Here is a 20,492-nt window from a genome sequence, read left to right on the forward strand (position 1 = left end):
GGCCGGTTCAGAACGAATACAGGAACTGGGCGCTGAACATCTCGGCCCGGCGGCCATACACCCGCCCCCAGAGATAGGCCGCCTGGAGCTGGGCCTTCTCCCCCAGTCCCAGCTTCAGCACCGGACCGAGGCGGTCGGAATGTGGATCTTCCGAATGCCCCAGGCGGCCCAGTTCGCCGAAGCCTTGCACGCCCCAGCGCACACCGGGGCGCAGCCGGCCCAGGACCTGCCATTGGTACTTCGCCTCGGTCCCATCAGGCTCCGACAGGGCTCGCTCGAAGAAGAGGTTGGCGTTGATCTGCAGGCGTCCGAACTCGGTCTGCCAGACCGGGCCGAACTCGATCAGGTTGCCTTCGTCCGGCTCGTGGATGAGCTGCGTGTGCAGCGCGAGGTCGAAGCTGTATTGGCCTTGCGTGAGCAGCCAGTCGTTCTGCCAGTTCCAGGAGTCCACGCCCTGCTGGCGCAGCGTCGGGCCGATGAAGCTCACGAAGAGCTCCGTGGTCCACCGGCTGGTCACGCCGTAGCGCAGCCCGGCCTCCGGCCACAGCACCGCATCGCGGTCTCTCGAATCGACGGTCCAGTAGCGCAGGTCGACCGAGAGCTGGCCCGGCGTCGAATAGGGCGTGACCACGTAGTAGCCGGCTTCGGCCCACACCGACGCCGAGCCCACCAGGCCAAAGGCCAGGCCGATCCATCGGCGCACAGACTTGGAAAGCAACCGGTCACGCATCACGCCGCAAGGATAGTGGCCGGAACCGCGCCTCCGCGGATGCCTCAGGATCGCCCCCGCGCCAAAGTGCAAATTAGGAACGTTTTGCATCGGCGACACAATCGTCGGTCGACGATTCCATCGCCTTGGAAGCTGCATGAGTGACGCCCCCGCCGAGCAAGACCCTCATCTCCTGCGCCGCCTGCTGCGCGCGAAAGACCGCATGGACGCCGCCTCGCACGAGGACTGGCCGGTGCATCGACTGGCCAGCGTGAGCGGCGTGTCCGAGGCGCACTTCGCGCGCTCGTTCAAGCAGGCCTTCGGGCTGCCGCCGCACCGCTACCTGCTCACGCGCCGCATCGAGCGCGCCACCGCGCTGCTGCGCGACACCGAGCTGTCCATCACCGAGATCGCCTTCGTCACCGGCTGGAGCAGCCTGGGCACCTTCGGGCGGACCTTCCGCGACATCACCGGCGAGAACCCGGGCGCTGTGCGCACGCGTGCGCGCGCCGAGAACCAGGGCCTCGACCGCGTGCCGGCGTGCGTGCTGCGGGCCGCGCACCGGCCCGATCTCAACATCGCAGTTTTGGAGAAGCGGCGGCGCGAGGCGGCAGGTACAAACGACACCGGTGACAACAAGGAGGTCCCATGAACCAAGGCATTGAAGTGATCGGTCTGTATGTGCGAGACCAGGAAGAAGCGCGCGCGTTCTATGTCGACAAGCTCGGATTCCGCGTCCACACCGACGTGCGCAACGGCGACTACCGCTGGCTGACGGTGCAGCACCCCGACCAGCCCTCGTTCCAGCTCGGGCTGTTCCTGCCCGGCCCGCCCATGCATGACGCCGCCACCGCGCAGGCGCTGCAAGCCCTCGTGGCCAAGGGCGCGATGCCGCCGATGGTGCTGACCGTGGCCGATTGCCGCGCAGCCTATGACCGCATGCTGGGCCACGGCGTCGAGTTCACGCAGGAGCCCGTGGACCGTTACGGCACCGTCGACGCGGGTTTTCGTGATCCGTCGGGCAACGGATGGAAGATGATCCAGGCTCGGCGCTGAATCTGGAGACGACACATGAAGAAGAGTTCACCGGCGGGCACCGCTTCCGCCTCGGAGATGATCGACGGGCGCATCGAGGAGCTGGGCGACTGGCGCGGCGAGATGCTTGCGCGGCTGCGCGTCCTAATCAAGGAGGCCGACCCCGAGGTGGTCGAGGAGTGGAAGTGGAGCAACCCCGTGTGGTCGCACGACGGGATCGTCTGCACCGGTGAAAGCTACAAGAAGGCGGTGAAGGCGACCTTTCCCAAGGGCGCCTCGCTGCCGGATCCTGCCGGCCTGTTCAATTCCAGCCTCGATGGAAACGTCAGGCGCGCCATCGATTTCCATGAAGGCCAGCAGCTGGACGAGAAAGCCCTGAAGGCGCTCATCCGTGCGGCCGTGGCCTTGAACAAGTCCTCGGCCCGCGGGTAGCGCTCAGCAGCCCGCGAACCGGGCGATGTCCTCGTTCAGGCGCCGTTGGTGGGTGAAGTACAGCCCATGCGGCGCGCCTTCGTAGACCACCAGCTGGGCGCCCGGCACCATGGCCGCCACGGGCCGGCCGGTGAGGTCGATCGGTGCGGATTCGTCGGCATCGCCGTGGATGACCAGCGTGGGCACATCCAACCGCGCGAGCTCCGCGCGGAAGTCGGTGGTCATCTGCAGGCGGGTCAACGCCACCGTTGCCAGCAGCGAGGTGCGGGTCATGTCGCGTGCCGTCCAGTCGATGACGGCGCGCGGCGTGTCCGGCATGAAGTACGGCAGGGCATTGGCCTCGATCCAGCCGGGGAAGTCGTGGCCGATCGTGTCGACCAGTTGCCCGATCATTTCGTCGGGCACACCTTCGTTGCCGTCGAGTTGCCGCCGGCAAGGCAGGCCCGCAGGCGCGAGCAGCAGCAGCCGCTTCACGCGGCGCGTTCCATGGCGGGTGAGGTAGCGAACCGCTTCGCCGCCGCCGAATGAATGCGCCACCAGCGTCACGCCGGTGAGGTCCAGCGCATCCAGCACGGCGGCCAGGTCATCGGCGAGGGTGTCGTAGTCGTATCCGCGCCCGGGGTCGTCGGAGCGGCCATGCGACCGGCGGTCGATGGCGATGCAGCGAAAGCGCTCGGACAGCGGCGTCATCTGGTAGCCCCAGGCGTCGGAAGACAGGGTCCAGCCCGACAGGAAGACGATCGGTTGCCCGCTGCCCCAGTCGCGAACGAAGAGCCGGGTGCCGTCTGCGGTGCTGATGCGATTCATGGTCTGCGCTCCTTGGTCGGTGTGTGCAGCCAGTCTAGGAACCGCGCAGTACCAAATCCATGACCTGGGAGGTCAAACCAGGCGCCCAGCCCGGCCGGCACTAGCCTAGTTGCTGGCGACATGTATCGAGCTGCAAAGGCCTCCGGGCTAACCCTCAATCGCCATCCGGAGAAAAGTGTTCACAATCCCTGCGGATTTGGAATCGGTTCCATACATGGTGTGTCCTGCGGCCACGACCACACCACCCGCGCAAACCCACAGCGCGACGAACCGCCACAAGAGGCATGCCCACGCCGCGTGCCCGCTCGGGGAGGGATCACTCTCAAACTCGTGAGGAGAACACTGATGCAGTCAACCCTTGGGCGCGCCGCCTCGCGCCCGCCTGCCGCCACGCCCCGCCGCAGGCTGCCAAGCCGCTGGTTCGCCTGCGCTGCCGCATCGGCCGCGCTGCTGGGCGCATGGAACACCGCCCAAGCGGCCACCATCCGTGCGGTGGCCAACAACGCCTTCGTCAGCGCCACCGCCACCGGCACGTCGTTCCTGACCGCCACGGCCCAGACGGCCAGCACCTGGGAACAGTTCGAGATCGTCAGCAACGCCAACGGCACGGTGTCGTTCAAGGCCACCATCAGCGGCAACTACGTCTCGGCCGACATCGGCCTGGCCGCGCCGAACACCAGCAAGCTGATCTCCAACCGCACCGCCATCAACGGCTGGGAACAGTTCACGCTGGTGCCGCAAGGCAACGGCACGGTGGCGATCCGTGCGGCGGCGAACAACCTGTACGTGTCGGCCGACCTGAACATCGGCGGCGCGCTCGTCGCCAACCGCAACACGGTGCAGGCCTGGGAGCAGTTCGTCATATCCGACCAGCCCACCACGCCTCCGGGCACGGCGCCGGACTTCGGGCCGAACGTGCACATCTACAGCCCGTCCACGCCGAACCTGCAAAGCCAGATCGACAGCATCTACAACGCGCAGCAGCCCAACCACTTCGGGCCGCGGCGCGATGCCATCCTGCTGCAGCCGGGCACGTACAACAACCTGCGCATCCCGGTGGGCTTCTACACGCAGGTGCTGGGCCTGGGCAGCCATCCGGACCAAGTCTACGTCAATGGCGACCTGCGCTCCAATGCCTACCTGGACGGCGACAACGCCACGCAGAACTTCTGGCGCGGCGCCGAGAACTTCTCGGTGACGCCCAGCCTGGGCATCGGCAACAACACGATGCAATGGGCGGTGTCGCAGGCCATTCCGTTCCGCCGCATGCACGTGCGCGGCAACATCAGGCTGAACCAGAACAACGGCTGGTCCAGCGGCGGATGGTTCTCCGACGTGCTGGTGGACGGGCAGGTGAACTCCGCCTCGCAGCAGCAATGGATCTCGCGCAACAGCCAGTGGGGCAGCTGGACCGGCTCGAACTGGAACATGGTGTTCGTGGGCGTGCCCAACCCGCCGGCCGGCAACTTCCCGACCGCCGGCCAGCGCTACACCAAGGTCGCGCAGACGCCGATCATCCGCGAGAAGCCGTACCTGTTCATCGATGCGAACGGCAACTACGCGGTGCGCGTGCCCTCGCTGCGGACCAACAGCGCGGGCATCAGCTGGGCCAACGGCGCGACCACGCCCGGCACCACCGTGCCCATCGACCAGTTCTTCATCGCCAAGCCCAGCGACAGCGCGGCCACCATCAACGCGCAGCTCGCCGCAGGCAAGCACATCCTGTTCACGCCGGGCATCTATGTGCTGACGCAGACGATCCAGGTCAACAACCCGAACACCATCCTCTTCGGGCTGGGCTTCCCGACGCTGCGTTCGGACAACGGGCAGCCGCTGGTGAAGACCGCGGACGTGGATGGCCTCACCATCTCGGGCCTCTTCCTCGATGCAGGCAGTGCAGAGTCGGGCGTGCTGATGGAGATCGGGCCGAACGGCGCGAGTGCCAACCACGCGGCCAACCCGACCGTGCTGCACGACCTGTTCTTCCGCATCGGCGGCGCTGCCGCGGGGCGCGTGGGCATCGGCCTCAGCCTGAACTCGAACAACACCATCGTGGACCACACCTGGCTGTGGCGCGCGGACCATGGTGCGGGCGTGGGCTGGACGACCAACCCGTCGGCCAACGGCCTGTGGGTGAACGGCAATGACGTCACCATCTATGGCCTGTTCGTGGAGCACTTTGAGAGCTACCAGGTGGTGTGGAACGGCAACGGCGGCCGGGTGTACTTCTACCAGTCGGAGATTCCGTACGACGTGCCGAGCCAGTCGTCATGGAACAGCCCGACCGGCCGCGGCTACGCCTCCTACAAGGTGGCGGACTCCGTCACCAGCCACGAAGCCTGGGGCCTGGGCATCTACAGCGTGTTCACCAACGGGGGCATCTTGCTGGACCGTGCGATCGAGGTGCCCAACACCCCGAACGTGCGCTTCCACGACATGATCTCGGTGTGCCTGGGCAACAACGGCGGCATCGTGCACGTCATCAACAACACCGGCGCGCAGACGGTGTGCAATGCGGCGGGCACGCCGACGGTGACGAACTTCCCCTGAAGCGTTGCGGTTGAGACCGCGAATCGCCTGGCGCCGGCTTCAAGCCGGCGCTTTTTCCTGGTGCGGCGAATCGACGATGAACTCCACGTCGGAGATCCAGCCGCGCTGGCGGCGCGCGAGCCGCGACGCTTCGGTTTCTTCCTCGAAGGTGACCGGCACCTGGCGCAACAGCGCAGGCTCCACGTTCTCGAAGGCGTGCACGCTGACGACGGCATACAGGTGGTCGTCGATGCGGCTGGTGACGACCGGAACAACACCGCAGCGCGAGCACACATGGAAGTCCGCCGTGTGCGTGCCGAAGGCGTAGCGCGACACCGCGGTTTCGTCCTGCACATGCACCCGCAGCTTGCCGGCCGGATTGGAGGTCCACACGCCGCCATGCTTCACGCAGAACGAGCAACTGCAGGCCCGTGCCTGGATCTCGGTGGGGTCCGGATCCCAGCTCAGCGTGAACGACAGGTTGCGGCAGTGACAGGCTCCGTGGATGACCATGGCGTGCTCCTGGAAGGCTGCATTATGGAAGCCATGCGCACGGTACGGCACGGCGACGCGCCGGCGGCGGCAACTAGGGTTTCGCCGAAGGCCTCACGGGCCTTCAGCGCCACCGGCGGGAGGCACAATCCGCCACCCTGACGACCTTTCGGAGCTGCCGTGTCGACACCCATGACCACAGCCTTCTCCACCAGCGTCGCCCGCGACACCCGCAGCGACCGTGCCTTCTTCGGACACCCCGCCGGCCTGGGCTGGCTGTCGTTCTGCGAGTTGTGGGAGCGCTTCTCCTACTACGGCATGCAGGCGCTGCTGGTGCTGTACCTCACCAACTACCTGTTCCTGCCGGAGAACATCGGCCACGTGGCCGGCATGGATGCCGCCCGCCGCTGGATCGAGAGCGTGACCGGCCCGCGCTCGCCGCAGCAACTGGCCTCGGTCGTGTTCGGCCTGTATGCCGGCTTCGTGTACCTCACGCCGCTCTTCGGCGGCCTCGTGGCCGACCGGCTGCTTGGACGGACGAAGACAGTGGTCATCGGCGCGAGCCTGATGGCCGCGGGTCACTTCCTCATGGCCTTCGAGGCGAGCTTCCTCATCGCGCTGGCCTGCCTGCTGGTGGGCGTGGGCTGCTTCAAGGGCAACATCGCGGCGCAGGTGGGCGACCTCTACGCCCCCGGCGACAAGCGCCGTGCGAGCGCCTTCCAGATCTTCATGCTCGCGGTGCAGATCGCGGTGATCCTCGCGCCCATCGTGTGCGGCACGCTGGGGGAGAAAGTCGCCTGGCATTGGGGCTTCGGTGCCGCAGGCGTGGGCATGCTCTTCGGCCTGGTGGTTTACCTGGCCGGCCGCAAGCACCTGCCGGCCGAGCCGGAATTCAAGCGCCAAGATTCCGACGCCACGCCCCGCCCCGCGATGACGGGCACCGAGGTCGCGCGGCTGGTGCTGCTCGTCGCGCTCATCCCCGTGCTGATGCTCAGCGTGGTGGGCAACCAGCAGTTCAACAACGCCTACCCGTTGTGGTCGCAGAAGCACATGGACCTGCTGCTCTTCGGCTGGTCGGTGCCGGTCACCTGGCTGCAGGCGATCGATGCCATCGTGAGCACCGGCACCATGGTCGCCTCCATCGCGTTCTGGCGCTGGTGGGCCACGCGCCGCCGCGAACCCGACGAACTCACGAAGATGGCGCTGGGCTCCCTGATCGCCGCGGGCGCACCGGCGATGCTCATCATCGCCGCAGGACTGATCGAGAACTCGCAGGAGAAGATCAGCCTCGTCTGGACGCTGGGCTACACCATCGTCAACGACCTCGGCTTCGCCAATGTGCTGCCGGTGGGCCTGGCGCTGTACTCGCGCGCCGCGCCACGGCGCATGGAAGGCCTGCTCATCGGCGCGTACTACCTGCACCTGTTCCTGGCCAACACCTTCGTGGGCTGGCTGGCCGGTTTCCTGGAGACCATGCCGGGCCGCGAGTTCTGGGGCCTGCATGCGGTGCTGGTGGCCAGCGCCGGGGTGTTGCTGCTGGCGGTGCGCTTCCTCTTCGGCGGACTGCTGGCGCCGGACTCGGAACAACGCTGATCCGCAGGGTGGGTCCGCTTCGCTTGACCCACCCTACCAATACACGCATACTAAGCCAAATGGCTAACCAACGCGCCGACCTGTCGGAGGTCTTCTACGCCTTGGCCGATCCCACGCGCCGCAAGATCGTGAGCGTGCTCGGCCGCGGCCCGGAAACGGTGTCCGCACTGGCGGCCCCCTTCGACATGGCCCTGCCCTCGTTCATGAAGCACCTGTCGGTGCTGGAACGCTGCGGGGTCATCAGCTCCAGAAAGGAGGGGCGGGTCCGCACCTGCGAGCTCGTGCCCAAGACCTTGTCGCAGGCGGAGCAATGGATGGCCAAACAGCGCGCCCTGTGGGAGGCACGGACCGACCGCATGGCTGCTTTCGCGGAGCAACTTCACCAGGAGGACATCTCTCGTGGCAAACGACAACGCTGAGGTCAACGACCTCGTCATCTCCCGCCTCGTGCGCGCACCGCGGGCCACCCTGTGGCGGGCATGGACGGACCCGGCCCTGCTCAAGGAATGGTGGTGCCCCAAGCCCTGGACGACCGAGGTGCGCGCCTTCGACCTGCGGCCGGGCGGCGCCTTCCACACCTTCATGCAGGGGCCTGATGGCGGCACCAGCGACAACCCGGGCTGCTTCCTGGACATCGCGCCGCAGTCGCGCATCGTGTTCACCTCGCAGCTCGTCGCTGGTTGGCGGCCCCACACGCCGTGGATGAGCTTCACCGCCATCATCACCATGGCCGACGAAGGCAGCGGCACGCGCTACGGGGCCACCGTGATGCATCCGGACAAGGCGACGCGCGACCGCCACGAAGAGATGGGTTTTTTCGACGGCTGGAACACCTGCATCGACCAGCTGGACGCCTTCGCGCTGTCCCTGCGCTGATGGTGGATCAGCGCATCAGCGCCTGGCCTTGGTGAACCACTTGGGGCCTTCGCCGAAGAAGAGCAACCAGGTGGCCACCAGCTCCATGACCATGCCGACGGAGTCGATCATGGCAGCCATCGGCGCGCGGTCGAAGTTGACGGGCAGGTCGGGCGCGGTGAGGTACCAGCCGAGCACAAGGTAGGCCAGCAAGGCCCAGCGGGCCCAGTTGCGGCCGCGCAGGGTCTCCAGCGACAGCACCACGGTGACGCCGCCGAAGACGATCACCAGCACCAGGGTGAACCACGCCGGCACGGGCTCGCCTTCTTCCGGCCGGACGCCGGGCAAGAGGCCCAGCAGGCCGAGTGCCAATGCCCCCAGGACCAGCCCGCAGGCCACGTACACGCTGGTCGGCGGCATGGCCTTCCCGTGCGGATCATCGGAAACATCCGACCGGGGCGGCTGGTAGGGGTTGTGGTCCATGGCACGCATGGTACCGGTGCTGGCGCACGTAGGACACAGCCGACGGGAAGACGCGCCACGCTCCTGTACACAGCCGACGCACCGGACTGGACGATCGGTCATTGCACGACCTTGGAGCAAACGATGCAAAAGTCCGATGAACCCACGGCATTCGGCGTCTTCAAGCCGGTGGGCCATGTGGTGATGGCGTTTCCGCCGGATGCGAATGTTTCACGCGCCGAAGAAGCACTGCGGCGCGACGGCCTCACGGCCAGTGAAGTGCTGCACTACGCGCCGCAGGAGATCCTGGCGCAGGCCGAGTCACAACTGGCGCATGCGGGGGCCTTGTCTTCGCTGGGGCAGGAGCAGAACCTGGTGAAGGCGCATCGGGCGCTGGCCGAGCGGGGGTATCACTTCCTCATCGTGCATGCGCAAGACGACAAGCTCGCGCGGAAAGTGGCGCAGACCGGGCAACGCTTTGGTGCGGTGCGGGCGCAGAAGTACGGGCGCTTCGTGATCGAGGAGCTGATCGATCTGCCGGATGAAGTGCAGCATGCGGAGTCGGCCTCCCGGGGGTTGGATTCGCAGGGGGTTGCTGGGGAGGGTTGATCTTTCGGTTTTGCAAAGGCGCGGGTGGGCTGGCTGCGGCGCGCGGCGGAAGCGGTCGGCGCTTTGCGCCGACTCCGCTGCGGTGCTCGGGCTTGTGGTCCGGCGCAGAACTCACTCCGCGCCCCTGCGGTGCGCTGCGTTCAAACAACCGCGCCGAGCTAGTCAACGAAGCGCGCTGCGCGCGCGACCACAAGCCCTCCGCTCCTCGCCGCTTCCTGATGCGCGCCCCAGCCAGCCCACCCACGCCTTTGCTGTTGCAGCATTGGGTTTTCTCGTCGAGCCAAGCCTTTGCCACTTGAGCGGCAGGCGGCATGGGCCAGGGGCTGCGTCTGTGGCGGCGAGCAGCGCAGCACCGAGGGGTGGCGCGCGCAGCGCGCTTCGTCCTCTAGCTTGCCGCGGCTGTTTGAGCGCAGCGCACCGCAGGGGCGCGTAGCGAGTTCTGCGGCACACCCCTCGGTGCGAGCAGCACAGCGCAGTCGGCGCTCCGCGCCGACCGCCACAGCCGCAGCCCCTGGCCCATGCCGCCTGCCGCGGCCCCCCCAATCGAATGCAAAAAGCAAAAAAAGGGCCGCCCAATCGGACGACCCTCCAGCCAAAAGATTCAGCAGCGAATCAAAGACGCGGTTCGCCGCTCTCGTTCACCGTGACCGTCGCACCAGGCGGCGTGCTGGTCTGCATGTGATGCTCGGTGCCCCGGAAGTTGTAGGTCACGTCCCAGTACTCGGGCCTGCCCTGAGCCGGCACTGCCGCACAGCGCTGCACGTTCTGCGTGGAGGTGACCTGCCCGCTGTCGCGGCCCGCATTGGCGCCGATGGCGGCACCCGCCACCACGCCACCCACCGTGGCGATGTCACGACCAGTTCCACCGCCGATCTGGTGACCGAGGATGCCGCCGATGAGGCCGCCCACCACCGCGCCCCCCACGTTCGGCTCACTGCGCCGCTCGCGGACCACCTGCTCGCGCTCGACCCAGCAGCGCTGCTGCGGTGCCGCATACACGGCACGCACCGAGCTCACGTTCACTTCGTACACGCGCTCTTCGGGGCGACGGCGCCAGTCGTAGACCGGCACCGGGCGCGGTGCGTAGCGGGCATCGTCGTAGCGTGCCGCCGAGGGCACGGCGCGCACGGACGAGAGCTTGTCGTTCAGGCCCATCGCGCCGAGGTTCGGGTAACGGCCGGGGCGAAGGATCACGCACAGGCCGGTGAAGTCGCGGTGCTCGCAGGCTTCCCAGCGCTCACCCAGCACCACCACCGACGACGCGCGGTTGTTGAAGCCGAACTGCGCGAAGCTGGGCACGTCCTGTTCCGTCGCGAAGGCGCGGCCCTGGAAGTCGTTGTGCTCGTAGAAGATGATCTGGCCGGGCATCGGATGAGGCGCGAAGCTACCGGGGTTGGGGCGCTCGGGCACGTAGGGGCGCGTGGACGACAGGCGGTCGTTCATGTCCATGGCGCTCAGGGACGGATAGGAGCCGGGTCGCAGGACCATGCAGCGTCCCTTGAATTCAGCGTGCTCGCAGACTTCCCACGGACGCCCGGTGACGACCACCGACGACGCGCGGTCGTTGAAGCCGTAGTCCCTGAAGTTGAACACCGGCTCCTGCGTCGTGAACGCGCGGCCGCCGAAGTTGTCGTGCTCGTAGAAGGTGACTTGCGCCGATGCCTGGGCGGCCAGGGCTGTGGCCAGGACGGCGAATGCGGTGTGGAGGATCTTCATCGTTGGATTCTTTCCGTGGTCTTGGCATGAACCGGCCGTCACTGCACCGGCGTCGTCCGGACAACGCACGGTCGATGACCGTCGACGACACAGGTCAGCCCTCACTCAGGTAAATCTCTGTTGCTGAGGCGCAGGGCGCACGCGAAGGCTGCCGCACGGTCGTGTGACGGCCCTTGGCTACACTGCCGTCGCATCAAGGTGGCACCACAGCGGAGTTCAGCCCACGATGGACGCAGATTCGGCAACATCCCGGCGCAGGGGCTCGAACCAGACCGGCGTTCGCCTGTTCAACGACCAGATCGTCATCCAGACCATCCGCGCCCAAGGCCCCACGCCGCAGTCGGTGCTGGCCTCGCAGACCCATCTGTCGGTGCAGACCATGGCGCTCATCATCGAGCGGCTGGAAAGCGAAGGGCTGCTGATGCGCCTGGAGCCGGTACGCGGCAAGGTGGGTGCGCCGTCGATTCCCGTGGCGCTCAACCCCGACGGCGCCTTCTTCATCGGCGTGTCCATCGGCCGACGCCGGCTCGATGCGCTGCTCATGGACTTCACCGGCGTGATCCGCGAACGCTGGTCGGCCGCGCACCGGTACCCGGATCCGGATGTTCTGTTCGCCGAAGTCGAGGAAGCACTGAAGGCGCTGCGCCAGCTCATCAAGCCCAAGCTGCGTTCGCGGCTGCGCGGCGTGGGCGTGGCAGCGCCGCTGAGCTTCGGCGGATGGGGCGAGCTGCTGGGCTTCCCTCCAAGGCTGGCGCAGAAGTGGGAAGGACTTTCCATTTCCGACAGCGTGTCGCAGCTGCCCTCCGCCCACGGATTGAGCGTGCATGCGGTGAAGGACACCTCCGCTGCATGCGTGGCCGAGTTGATCGTGGGCAATGGACGGCAGATCGATACCTTCCTGTACGTGTTCATCGATGTGTTCATCGGCGGCGGCCTCGTCATCAACGGCCAGCTCCGGTTGGGCACGAACGGCAACGCGGGTGCGCTGGGATCGCTTGCGCTGGGCACCGGCAAGTCGCCGGCCTCGCTGCCGGCGCAGTTGCTGAGCATCGCTTCGCTGCGCAGCCTGGAGGCACGCTACGTGGACGCGGGCCTCGCGTCGGATGCGTGGATGGACCACCGCGCCATGTCCGACGGCTGGCGGCCCCACACGCAGAAATGGCTGCGTGAAGTGGCGCCCGGCATCTCGATGGCCGTGCACAGCGCGGCCTGCATCATCGACCTGCCCTGCGTGATCATCGACGGCACCATGGGCCGCGGCCTCGCGCAGGCCCTGGTGGAGTCGGTGCAGCATCACCTCGCGCTGTACCCCTGGGAAGGCGTGTCGCAGCCGAACATCGGCATCGGCAGCGTCGGCCCCGAAGCGCGGGCCATCGGTGCGGCGCTGCTGCCGCTGTACAAGACCACGGCACCCGACAACGCGCTGTTCATGAAACCCATGGCCTGACCCGCGACGCGGCAGGCACAACGCATTCGCGTGCCCGCAACACTCTGGGGTTTTCTATTATTCAAGCTTATTGATTAAAAGAAGACGGCACCCCACAATGCCCTGGCGATGAGTCGTCGCGGCCAGCATCCACCGGCCGCAATGCGCCCTGCCACACACAAGAGGCAACAGGAGACAAACCTCGGCACCTTCCACGCACCGCGCTTGGCGCGGCGGCGCGGTTGCGTTCCTCATCGCGCATCCCCAAAGGTTCCCGGCCCGCCATCGAAGCAGGCCGGGCGGACAAGTGCATCCACATCCAAGAGAGTCACCTCATGAAAATCATCCGCATTGCGCCGCTCGCGCTGGCTTCCACGCTCGCCCTCCTCGCCGGTTCCGCCGGCGCGGTGGACTGGGGCGGCTACTTCCGCACCGGCCCCGGTGCCACCAAGAAGGACGCCGCGCGCGCCTGCTACGGCCTGAGTGGCCCTGGCCTGAAGTACCGCCTGGGCAACGAGTGCGACTTCTACGGTGAGTTCCTGCTCAGCCAGGGCTTCAAGACCGATGGCGTCGAGTACAAGGCCAACCTGATGACCAACATGTACAACGGTGGCACCGACAGCGGTGACGCCAAGCTGGGCATCAACCAGATGTACCTCGAAGGCAAGGGCTTCGACGTCGCACCCAACAACACCTTCTGGATCGGCAAGCGCTTCTACGGCCGCGCCGACGTGCACATCGTCGACACCTTCTACGTCAACATGTCCGGCGTGGGCGCGGGCGTGGACGGCATCGACGTGGGATCGGGCAAGCTGAACCTGGCCTACTTCCGCACCGACGGCGGCGCCACCAAGCCCGGGACGCGCGTGAACCTCGACCTGCAAGGCGTGGACACCAACCCCGGCGGCAAGCTGCGCGTGAGCGGCAGCTTCGTCAATGGCGACTTCAGCGGCGGCAAGAGCGGCTTCGGCCTGAGCTTCCAGCACAACCAGGACAACGTCTTCGGCCTGGGCGGCGGCAACACCTTCTGGCTGCAGTTCGCGCAAGGCTCCGCCGGCCTCGACCAGAACTTCGGCACGCTCGATGCCGCCAGCGGCACGCGCGGGTTCCGTGTCGTCGAAAGCCTGACCTGGCAGGTCGGCGCCTTCGGCGGCCAGGCGCAGGCCATGTGGCAACAGGACAAGGACGGCGCCACCGGCCTGAAGACCAACAGCGGCACCATCGGCGGCCGCATGTCCTATGCCATGACCAGGAACCTCAAGTGGCTGACGGAAGCGGCGTATTCGCAGAAGAAGCCCGACGGCGGCGAAACGCAGAAGCTGGCCAAGCTGACCTTCGGCCCGGCGCTCACCACCGGCCCTGGCTTCTGGAACCGTCCTGAACTGCGCCTGTACGTGACCACTGCGAAGTGGAATGCCGCTGCCAACGCGGCGGCCGGCGCGGGCGGCGTGACTGGCATCGGCGATGGCAAGACCACCGGCACGAGCTACGGCGCGCAGGTCGAGATCTGGTTCTGAGTGTCCTGTTGATGTCCCATTGAGAAATGGCTCTCGCAGGTTCGAGAGCGGTCAGTTCGGGCTCCTTCGGGAGCCCGTTTTTTCATCCTGTCCCCGCTGTCATGCACTCTGTCGCAGGGGGCTTGGGCCCGATCGGTCACAAGCGTAAGGTGTGCCCATCGAAGCACTCCACTGGAGACGGATCATGAGCACGAGCGACGAACTGGCCAAGCTGGGCGAACTGCATCAGAAGGGCGTTCTGTCGGATGAAGAATTTGCACGCGCCAAGGCGCGCCTGCTCGACGGACTGGGCACGCGCTGCAGCAGCGATGCATCCGCGGTGGAAGCCGTGAATGCCTTGCGCCGCAGCCGCAGCGACCGCTGGCTGGGTGGCGTGTGCGGCGGGCTGGGGCGGCTCACCGGCATCGCCTCTTGGGTGTGGCGCCTGGTGTTCACGCTGATGTTCATGTTCGGCGGCAGCGGCGGTTTCTTCTACCTGCTGATGTGGATCTTCGTGCCGCAAGACAGCGAAGCCCCTCGGCTGCAGACTCCGGTGAACCACGCCTCGTGATTCAGAAGCCGAACTCCACCTCCACCGGCTGGCCTCGGTCCAGCCGGGCACCGGGGGTGGCCCGGCCGTAGATGCCGAAGCTCACGGCCTCGTTGGGCCAGCGCTGCGCCGACAACGTCGTGAGCGACTCCAGCACCACCGGCTGCGCCTCGCCGGTGCGCGTGTCGACGTTGGGCACGACGCAGCGGATGCTGCGGCCGGTGAATTTCATCGACACCATGCCATCGCCGCATTGCCAGCGCATCTGCGTGAGGTGGTCTTCGATGAAGGGCACCAGCGGGGCATCCAGCCCCTCGATGACGATGTTGGGCCGGCAGCGCCGCAGCGATTCGGCCTGCAGGCCGCGTTGCGCCAGCAGTTCATCCACCTCAGCGCATGACACCGTGCTGACCACGTGCAGGCGGTTCGTGCTGTCGCGGCCGACGGCATCGTCGCCCAATCTCACCAGCCGCACCGGCGCCTTCACGACCTCGGACATCCACTGCGCGGCCTCGTCGCCGGCATCGCCGACGGTGAAGTGGTCCACGCGCTTGGCCAGGTCGTTCCAGATGCCGATGGTGCGCGGCGGAAGGTCGGCGTCATCGACGTCCAGTGGTGCCTGGTCCAGCGCCGTCAGCCGCAAGCCCTGCGGCAGCAGTTCGGGCATGACCAGCACCAGCCGAGGAAACTCCCCCGCCCAGGTCACCGAGCCTTCCGCGTTGATGACCGCCCAGCGGCGATCGCCTTGTGCCGCACCCCATCGATCGATGGTGACGGAAGGCAGCTCCACCGCCGCGCAGGCTTTGATGGGATGGATGAACGTGGCGACGACGCGGACGTTGGGGGTCACGGACAGGCCCTCGATGGGAACGATTCCAAAGGCGACGCAGTGTCGCAGCATGGATCGCCTCCATCAAGGCCTGTCGTGGCCCCGCGCATCAGGCGCGTGCGGGGTCCAGCGCGTCGGCCAGCGCAACGATGGCGCCTTGCCATTGCTCCGCGGACACGCCGTCCAGTGCGTGCTCCATCGCATCTTCGGCCGCATCGTCCAGGTCCATCGCACGCTGCTCGGCGAGCCAGCGCACGAGAAGCATCCAGGCGGTGTCGCGGTCGAGGCCCAACCCCTGCAAAGCCGTGATGGCGTGCATGACAGCATCGTCCGGCTTCAAAGCCTCCATGGCATCGGCAAGACGACCCTGGCGTCCCTGCGAGAGGAAGGCGACGGCCGCGCGCAGCACCTCGTCGGCATCGGCTTGGCCGCTGGCCGCCGGCGCTGCACGCCCCATCTCCATCGGGCTGGCATCGAGCGCATCAAAGCGTGCACGGCTGAGCATCGGACTTGGCCGCGCTGCGAGCTTGGCCATGCGCATACCACCGGCGGGCGCCGGCATGGCCGCCGCGCCTGCCGCCATGGCGATGCCGCGTGCGCGTTCGGACCCCACAGCACCCCAACCCGCCGCCAGCATCGACGCCACCTGGTGCAGTTGCGCCATCTCCGTGGCCTTGTCCGCCTCCGCCCGCTCGTGGATGACGAGGAAGTTCGTCCGATCCGTCAGCAGCTGGTAGCGCAATGCGAGCGACAAGGCTTCGTCAGCAGACGCAGGGCCGATGCGCGACGCGGCCGCCATGCGGGGCAAGGCGTCGCCCTTGTCGGCCGACACCGGCGGCGAGCCCTCCGCCAGCGCTCGCTCACTGTTCACCAGCGTCGCCGTGCGAGGAAGCCCGTGCGAGAACCCGGCGAACACATGGATCATGTCGCCGGCGAACACGCTGCCGGGCAACGGGGTGACCCAATCCGGCGCGGCGCCACCGTCCCACTGCACCCGCACGTCACGCATCGACTGCTGGCGGATGCGCGCGAACATGCGGTCCACCGCGGCTTCCAGGTTTTCTCCCGGCGTCGCGAATTCGCAGGCGCCACCGCTGGCCTCGGCCAGGCGGCGCAGCAGCGAATGCGCCGGCGCGGCACCCACGCCAACGGCGAAGATGCGGTGCTTCGACGCCGCTGCGGCGGAGATCATCGGCTCGGCATCCCACACCTCGCCGTCGGTGATGAGCAGGATGTCCGCCTGTTCAGCCGTGCCGCGCAAGGCGATGGTCGACTCCAGTGCCGCCAGCATCTGCGTGCCGCCGAGGTCGGCCTGCGTCACCGCGATCATGGCCTGCAACATCGCGAGGTGATGCGGCTTCACCGTCGCCATGCGGCGAAAGCCGTGGTGCACGCGGTCCCCGAAGCGGCTGTAGCTGAAGCGGTCGTCCTCGCGCAGCTGGCGCACCACCTGCGCGAGGGCCACGCGGGCCGATTGCATGCTGTCGCCGGCCATGGACCCGGAGCAGTCCACCAGCAGCTTGAGGTCGATGCGCTCGCGCGGCGGCAAGGCGTTCGCCGGCTGGAACGAAGCGAGCACGACCTGCTGCGAGCCATCGGCCGCGTGGTGCAGGTGTGAGCCGGACGACGGCGCATCGAGCGTGATGACCACGTCGCGGTCCAGCCAGGCGCGGTCGCCCAGGCTCAGGCGCGCGCCTGTTTCGGTCGCCGCGAAGGTGGCGCGATGCGTCGCGCAGTGCATGGGCGCCTTGGCCCACTGCGCATCCACGTCGAGCGTGAGCGCCAGCCCGTATTCCGCAGACAGGGAGGCCTCCGGCACCTGGTACGGCTGCAGCTGGCCACCCCGCAGCGGGTCGCCGTAGCGCGGCGCCACGGTGGTGGGAATGCAGATGCGCACGCGGCCTTGCTCCACTGCCAGCAGCTCGCCGCTTCGGTATTCGATCACCGCTTCCTCGCCCGGCTTGAAGTTGCCGAGGTTCACCGTGCACAGCCCATCGCCCGAACGCTCCAGCAGGATGGGCGCGTCGCCCGACTCCATCGCCTCCTCATAGCGCTGCTGCGCCTGGACCTTTTCGACGATGGCGCCCACCTGGCGGCGGCCGGCCAGCGTCACGCTGAAGCCCAGCAGCACCGCGCCCGGGGCCAGCGGAAAGGTATAGACCACTTCCAGCACGTCCTTCGACGTGTTGCGGTAGGCCTGGCGAACGGTGGTGTCCAGCAGCAGGCCGTCGAGCCGGCATTGCGCGGTGACGTGCTGCAGCACGGGTGCGGCGGCGGTGCCGCCTGCGATGTGGCGCAGGCCGAATTCCTGATGGGTCATGAGTCTTCCTTGTCGTTCGAGCGCACATCCCGGTACGCCTCGGTGATGCGCCGCACCAGACGGCGCACCTGTTCAGCACCCAGCCCGGCACGCCCGGGTTCCAGGTGCAGCTCCAGTCCATCCGCCAGCGTCACGCGGCTCCACACTTCGACGCTGCCCGGCTTGGCGACACGCGGCGCGGGATCGTCCGGCGCGCCCGCCATCAGCTCGGCGATGCGCTCCAGGCTCAGACCGGCATCGACCCAGCGACGCACCTGCAGCAATTGCTCCAGGTGGCGGGCCCCGTAGTAGGCGCCGCGCTTCTCGCCCAGCGGCCGGTCCACGAGGCCTTGCTGGATGTAGTAGCGCACGGTGCGCGGCGTGAGGCCGGCCAGCATGGCCAGGGATTCGAGCGAATGGCGGGGGGTGTCGTCAGCAGAGGACATGCACCCATTTAACGACACTATTTATTGACAGTCAACTGTCTTTAAATCGTCGGGGCAAAACAAAAGCCGCGCTCGGCGGCTGAGTTCGTGGCCGCAGGCCCGGTCAGTCCAGGTCGTGCCGCGTGCGGATGGCCGGGTGCGAGCGCAGCACCACGTTGCCCGACCCCGTGGCCTGCACGGCCGCGTCCTGGTCCATCCACATGAGCCACTCATCGACCAGCGCGAACGGCACGTCGAAGACGCACACGCCGTGCATCACCTCTCGCTGGTGCGGCACGTGGGCGCGGGCCAGCTCCCATTGCAGCTGGGTCTTCTTGAGCATGTCCAGCAGCCAGCGCAGGGCGGTGGCCGGTTCCTGGGGTTCATCCAGCGTGGCCGGGCGGCCCGAGGGGATGATGAGGAAGGCCACGTGCGCATCCAGATCGTCCAGCCACAAGGCCACGTCGGCGCTCTGCCCGAGCCGGAAGCGCATGGGGCGGGACCCCGACACTTCGAAATCGGCGGTCTTGTAGTCCAGGGCGAGGGGGAACGTCGTGCTCACGCGTGGTTATCCAAACTTGATGGCTGGATTCTGGAGAGCGGCGCGCGCCACGGGCTGAAGCGTCCTGAAATTGCGCGGCATTCGCCCAAATGGCGTGAAAACTTCCGGCCTGAACTGACATCGGGCTGACCCAAAAACCTCGGTGGCCACGCACATTCAGACACGCACGACACATTCGCAATGGCTACCATCGTTCGCCTCGATCCCCAACGACCACGCCATGCACCACACCACCCGCTTTCTCGCCGCCCTGCCCCTGGCCCTCGCGTTGAGCGCGCCGGCCTTGGCCGCCAGCTCCGCCGCCTCGTCCGCCTCGGACAGCGTGACCACCTCGGTGGGCAGCATCTCCGGCTCCTTCCAGCGCTCCAGCGACAGCTCCTCCGACAACAAGGTGGCTGACGGCGAGTACAAGGTCATCGAGATGGCCGCGGTGCCCGATGAAGCCGGCAAGGTGCGCATGAAGCTGCAGGCCATGGGCACGACCACCGGCGACAAGGAGTTCGTGCTGCTGCTGCCGCAAGAAGCGGTGGAACGCGGCCACGTGCGCGTGGGCGGCGTGGTGACGGCGCGCACCCGCGACTACGGCTACGAGTTCGCCAGCCTGCACGACGACAAGCCCTTCTTCCTCGTGCTGGCCGACGAGTGGTTCAAGGAACTCCAGTCCCGCCCCGTCGCGCTTTGAGCGTCCTGCGCGCGTGGGCGCGCTGTGCGCTGGCGTGCATGGCGCTGGCTGGCGCAGGCGCCTGTGAAGCCGGCGTCACCCGCTTTTGCGACAAGCCGGCCGAGATGAGCCCGCAGCAGCAGGACACCCTGCTGCGCATGGGCGCGCTCATCAAGAAGGAGCTGGATGCGTCGGGCACCAGCGTGGCCATCGTCTCGCGTTCGGGCCTCGACCTGAGCCGCTTCGGCGTCCGCTACTCGCATGCGGGCGTGAGCCTGAAGGCCAGCGGCAACACGCCGTGGTCGGTGCGGCAGCTGTACTACGCCTGTGACGAGAAGCGGCCTCGCGTCTACGACCAGGGCATCGCCGGCTTCCTCATGGGCACGGACGATCCCGGCCTGGGCTTCGTGTCCATCGTCTTCCTGCCGCAGGAAGCAGCCGCGCCGCTGGAACGCGCGGCCCTCGACGACCGGCTGGCACTCGCGCTGCTGGGCGGCACGTACAGCGCAAACGCGTATCCGTTCAGCACGCGCTACCAGAACTGCAACCAGTGGACGGCGGAATTGCTGGCCGCCGCATGGAGCGAGCCCGCCTTGCTGCCCGAGGATGCACGAGCCGGTGCGCAGTCCTGGCTGATGGCGCAGCACTATGCGCCCACCACCTTCGACGTGTCGCGCTGGCTGGTGCTGGCCGGCCACTTCGTGCCCTGGGTGCACCATGACGACCATCCGCCGCAGGACGTCGAGCAGGCGCGCTTTCGCATCAGCATGCCCTCGTCGATCGAGTCCTTCGTGCAGTCCAGGCTGACCGAGGCGCGACGCGTGGAGTTCTGCCACGCCGGCCGGCAGATGGTGATCCATCGCGGCTGGGACCCGATCGGCGACGGCTGCGTGCCCGGGCCCGAGGACACGGTGCTCGCGCTGGACTGACACACCCGGGCGGGCGAGACGACGTGTCCGGAAGCGGCCAGACGCCGCGGGCCTGGCCCTGCACAGTGAAGCCCAT

At 67.5% G+C, this 20,492-nt stretch carries 22 protein-coding genes; 13 read left to right on the plus strand and 9 right to left on the minus strand.

All coding sequences use genetic code 11. The features are described 5' to 3' along the window. Positions 1 to 7: 7 nt before the first annotated feature. Positions 8 to 718, minus strand: a complete 711-nt coding sequence (locus DZC73_RS05550; RefSeq protein ID WP_235834994.1) for a hypothetical protein — start codon at positions 716 to 718, stop codon at positions 8 to 10. 148 nt (positions 719 to 866) lie between these two features. On the opposite strand from DZC73_RS05550, the gene DZC73_RS05555 reads away from it, so the two are divergent. Genes DZC73_RS05555 through DZC73_RS05565 form a run of 3 tightly spaced genes read left to right on the plus strand, consistent with a single transcriptional unit; the run spans position 867 to position 2,176 of the window. After that, on the plus strand, positions 867 to 1,361 hold the full coding sequence (locus DZC73_RS05555; protein ID WP_124539159.1) for a helix-turn-helix transcriptional regulator: 495 nt from the start codon (positions 867 to 869) through the stop codon (positions 1,359 to 1,361). Further along, positions 1,358 to 1,765, plus strand: coding sequence for a VOC family protein (locus DZC73_RS05560; RefSeq protein ID WP_124539160.1), 408 nt, complete (start codon positions 1,358 to 1,360; stop codon positions 1,763 to 1,765). Before DZC73_RS05555 ends, DZC73_RS05560 begins: the two co-directional genes overlap by 4 nt. 15 nt (positions 1,766 to 1,780) lie before the next feature. Continuing rightward, a complete protein-coding gene (locus DZC73_RS05565; RefSeq protein ID WP_124539161.1) occupies positions 1,781 to 2,176 on the plus strand; it encodes a DUF1801 domain-containing protein in 396 nt (131 codons plus the stop codon). A gap of 3 nt (positions 2,177 to 2,179) precedes the next feature. Here DZC73_RS05565 and DZC73_RS05570 read toward each other — a convergent pair whose 3' ends face one another. After that, a complete protein-coding gene (locus tag DZC73_RS05570; RefSeq protein WP_124539162.1) occupies positions 2,180 to 2,983 on the minus strand; it encodes an alpha/beta fold hydrolase in 804 nt (267 codons plus the stop codon). Between the two features lie 345 nt (positions 2,984 to 3,328). Here DZC73_RS05570 and DZC73_RS05575 point away from each other — a divergent pair, with 345 nt between their 5' ends. Further along, a complete protein-coding gene (locus DZC73_RS05575) occupies positions 3,329 to 5,533 on the plus strand; it encodes a fascin domain-containing protein (RefSeq protein ID WP_124539163.1) in 2,205 nt (734 codons plus the stop codon). A 39-nt stretch (positions 5,534 to 5,572) separates the two neighbouring features. Here the strand turns inward: DZC73_RS05575 and DZC73_RS05580 are convergent, their stop codons facing one another. Next, the gene (locus DZC73_RS05580) at positions 5,573 to 6,025 is read right to left on the minus strand and encodes a GFA family protein (RefSeq protein WP_124539164.1); all 453 of its coding nucleotides are present in this window, start codon (positions 6,023 to 6,025) and stop codon (positions 5,573 to 5,575) included. A 171-nt stretch (positions 6,026 to 6,196) separates the two neighbouring features. On the opposite strand from DZC73_RS05580, the gene DZC73_RS05585 reads away from it, so the two are divergent. From DZC73_RS05585 to DZC73_RS05595, 3 genes are read left to right on the plus strand one after another with little or no spacing between them, the layout of a single operon-like run. Further along, a complete protein-coding gene (locus tag DZC73_RS05585) occupies positions 6,197 to 7,597 on the plus strand; it encodes a peptide MFS transporter (RefSeq protein WP_124539165.1) in 1,401 nt (466 codons plus the stop codon). A 59-nt stretch (positions 7,598 to 7,656) separates the two neighbouring features. Then, entirely contained in the window at positions 7,657 to 8,016 is a 360-nt protein-coding gene (locus DZC73_RS05590; protein ID WP_124539166.1) for an ArsR/SmtB family transcription factor, read from the plus strand. Continuing rightward, entirely contained in the window at positions 7,997 to 8,473 is a 477-nt protein-coding gene (locus DZC73_RS05595; protein ID WP_124539167.1) for an SRPBCC family protein, read from the plus strand. The genes DZC73_RS05590 and DZC73_RS05595 overlap by 20 nt, the downstream gene beginning before the upstream one ends. A gap of 15 nt (positions 8,474 to 8,488) precedes the next feature. Here DZC73_RS05595 and DZC73_RS05600 read toward each other — a convergent pair whose 3' ends face one another. Continuing rightward, a complete protein-coding gene (locus tag DZC73_RS05600; protein WP_124539168.1) occupies positions 8,489 to 8,944 on the minus strand; it encodes a hypothetical protein in 456 nt (151 codons plus the stop codon). A 114-nt stretch (positions 8,945 to 9,058) separates the two neighbouring features. Here DZC73_RS05600 and DZC73_RS05605 point away from each other — a divergent pair, with 114 nt between their 5' ends. After that, positions 9,059 to 9,523, plus strand: a complete 465-nt coding sequence (locus tag DZC73_RS05605; RefSeq protein ID WP_124539169.1) for a hypothetical protein — start codon at positions 9,059 to 9,061, stop codon at positions 9,521 to 9,523. A gap of 612 nt (positions 9,524 to 10,135) precedes the next feature. On the opposite strand, the gene DZC73_RS05610 is transcribed toward DZC73_RS05605, so the two are convergent. Continuing rightward, entirely contained in the window at positions 10,136 to 11,239 is a 1,104-nt protein-coding gene (locus tag DZC73_RS05610; protein WP_124539170.1) for a beta/gamma crystallin-related protein, read from the minus strand. Between the two features lie 226 nt (positions 11,240 to 11,465). Here DZC73_RS05610 and DZC73_RS05615 point away from each other — a divergent pair, with 226 nt between their 5' ends. The 3 genes from DZC73_RS05615 (at position 11,466) to DZC73_RS05625 (ending at position 14,732) form a co-directional block, all read left to right on the plus strand. After that, entirely contained in the window at positions 11,466 to 12,686 is a 1,221-nt protein-coding gene (locus tag DZC73_RS05615; protein ID WP_124539171.1) for an ROK family transcriptional regulator, read from the plus strand. A gap of 314 nt (positions 12,687 to 13,000) precedes the next feature. Further along, positions 13,001 to 14,182 carry a maltoporin gene (locus DZC73_RS05620; protein ID WP_124539172.1) on the plus strand — a complete coding sequence of 394 codons (1,182 nt, stop codon included), beginning with the start codon at positions 13,001 to 13,003 and terminating at the stop codon, positions 14,180 to 14,182. Between the two features lie 184 nt (positions 14,183 to 14,366). After that, on the plus strand, positions 14,367 to 14,732 hold the full coding sequence (locus tag DZC73_RS05625; RefSeq protein WP_124539173.1) for a PspC domain-containing protein: 366 nt from the start codon (positions 14,367 to 14,369) through the stop codon (positions 14,730 to 14,732). A 1-nt stretch (position 14,733) separates the two neighbouring features. Here DZC73_RS05625 and DZC73_RS05630 read toward each other — a convergent pair whose 3' ends face one another. From DZC73_RS05630 to DZC73_RS05645, 4 genes are all read right to left on the minus strand, one after another. After that, positions 14,734 to 15,612 carry an MOSC domain-containing protein gene (locus tag DZC73_RS05630; RefSeq protein WP_124539174.1) on the minus strand — a complete coding sequence of 293 codons (879 nt, stop codon included), beginning with the start codon at positions 15,610 to 15,612 and terminating at the stop codon, positions 14,734 to 14,736. A 37-nt stretch (positions 15,613 to 15,649) separates the two neighbouring features. Continuing rightward, positions 15,650 to 17,860, minus strand: coding sequence for a VIT domain-containing protein (locus tag DZC73_RS05635; RefSeq protein WP_124539175.1), 2,211 nt, complete (start codon positions 17,858 to 17,860; stop codon positions 15,650 to 15,652). Further along, the gene (locus DZC73_RS05640) at positions 17,857 to 18,285 is read right to left on the minus strand and encodes a helix-turn-helix domain-containing protein (protein ID WP_124539176.1); all 429 of its coding nucleotides are present in this window, start codon (positions 18,283 to 18,285) and stop codon (positions 17,857 to 17,859) included. Before DZC73_RS05640 ends, DZC73_RS05635 begins: the two co-directional genes overlap by 4 nt. A gap of 103 nt (positions 18,286 to 18,388) precedes the next feature. After that, on the minus strand, positions 18,389 to 18,826 hold the full coding sequence (locus tag DZC73_RS05645) for a hypothetical protein (protein ID WP_124539177.1): 438 nt from the start codon (positions 18,824 to 18,826) through the stop codon (positions 18,389 to 18,391). A gap of 220 nt (positions 18,827 to 19,046) precedes the next feature. Between DZC73_RS05645 and DZC73_RS05650 the strand changes: the two genes are divergently transcribed. Further along, on the plus strand, positions 19,047 to 19,508 hold the full coding sequence (locus tag DZC73_RS05650; RefSeq protein ID WP_235834995.1) for a hypothetical protein: 462 nt from the start codon (positions 19,047 to 19,049) through the stop codon (positions 19,506 to 19,508). Between the two features lie 38 nt (positions 19,509 to 19,546). Continuing rightward, on the plus strand, positions 19,547 to 20,416 hold the full coding sequence (locus DZC73_RS05655; RefSeq protein WP_124539178.1) for a DUF2145 domain-containing protein: 870 nt from the start codon (positions 19,547 to 19,549) through the stop codon (positions 20,414 to 20,416). Positions 20,417 to 20,492: the final 76 nt, after the last annotated feature.

The sequence above is a fragment of the Rhizobacter terrae genome, assembly GCF_003852895.1.
In the GTDB taxonomy this organism is placed as follows: Bacteria; Pseudomonadota; Gammaproteobacteria; order Burkholderiales; family Burkholderiaceae_C; genus Albitalea; species Albitalea terrae.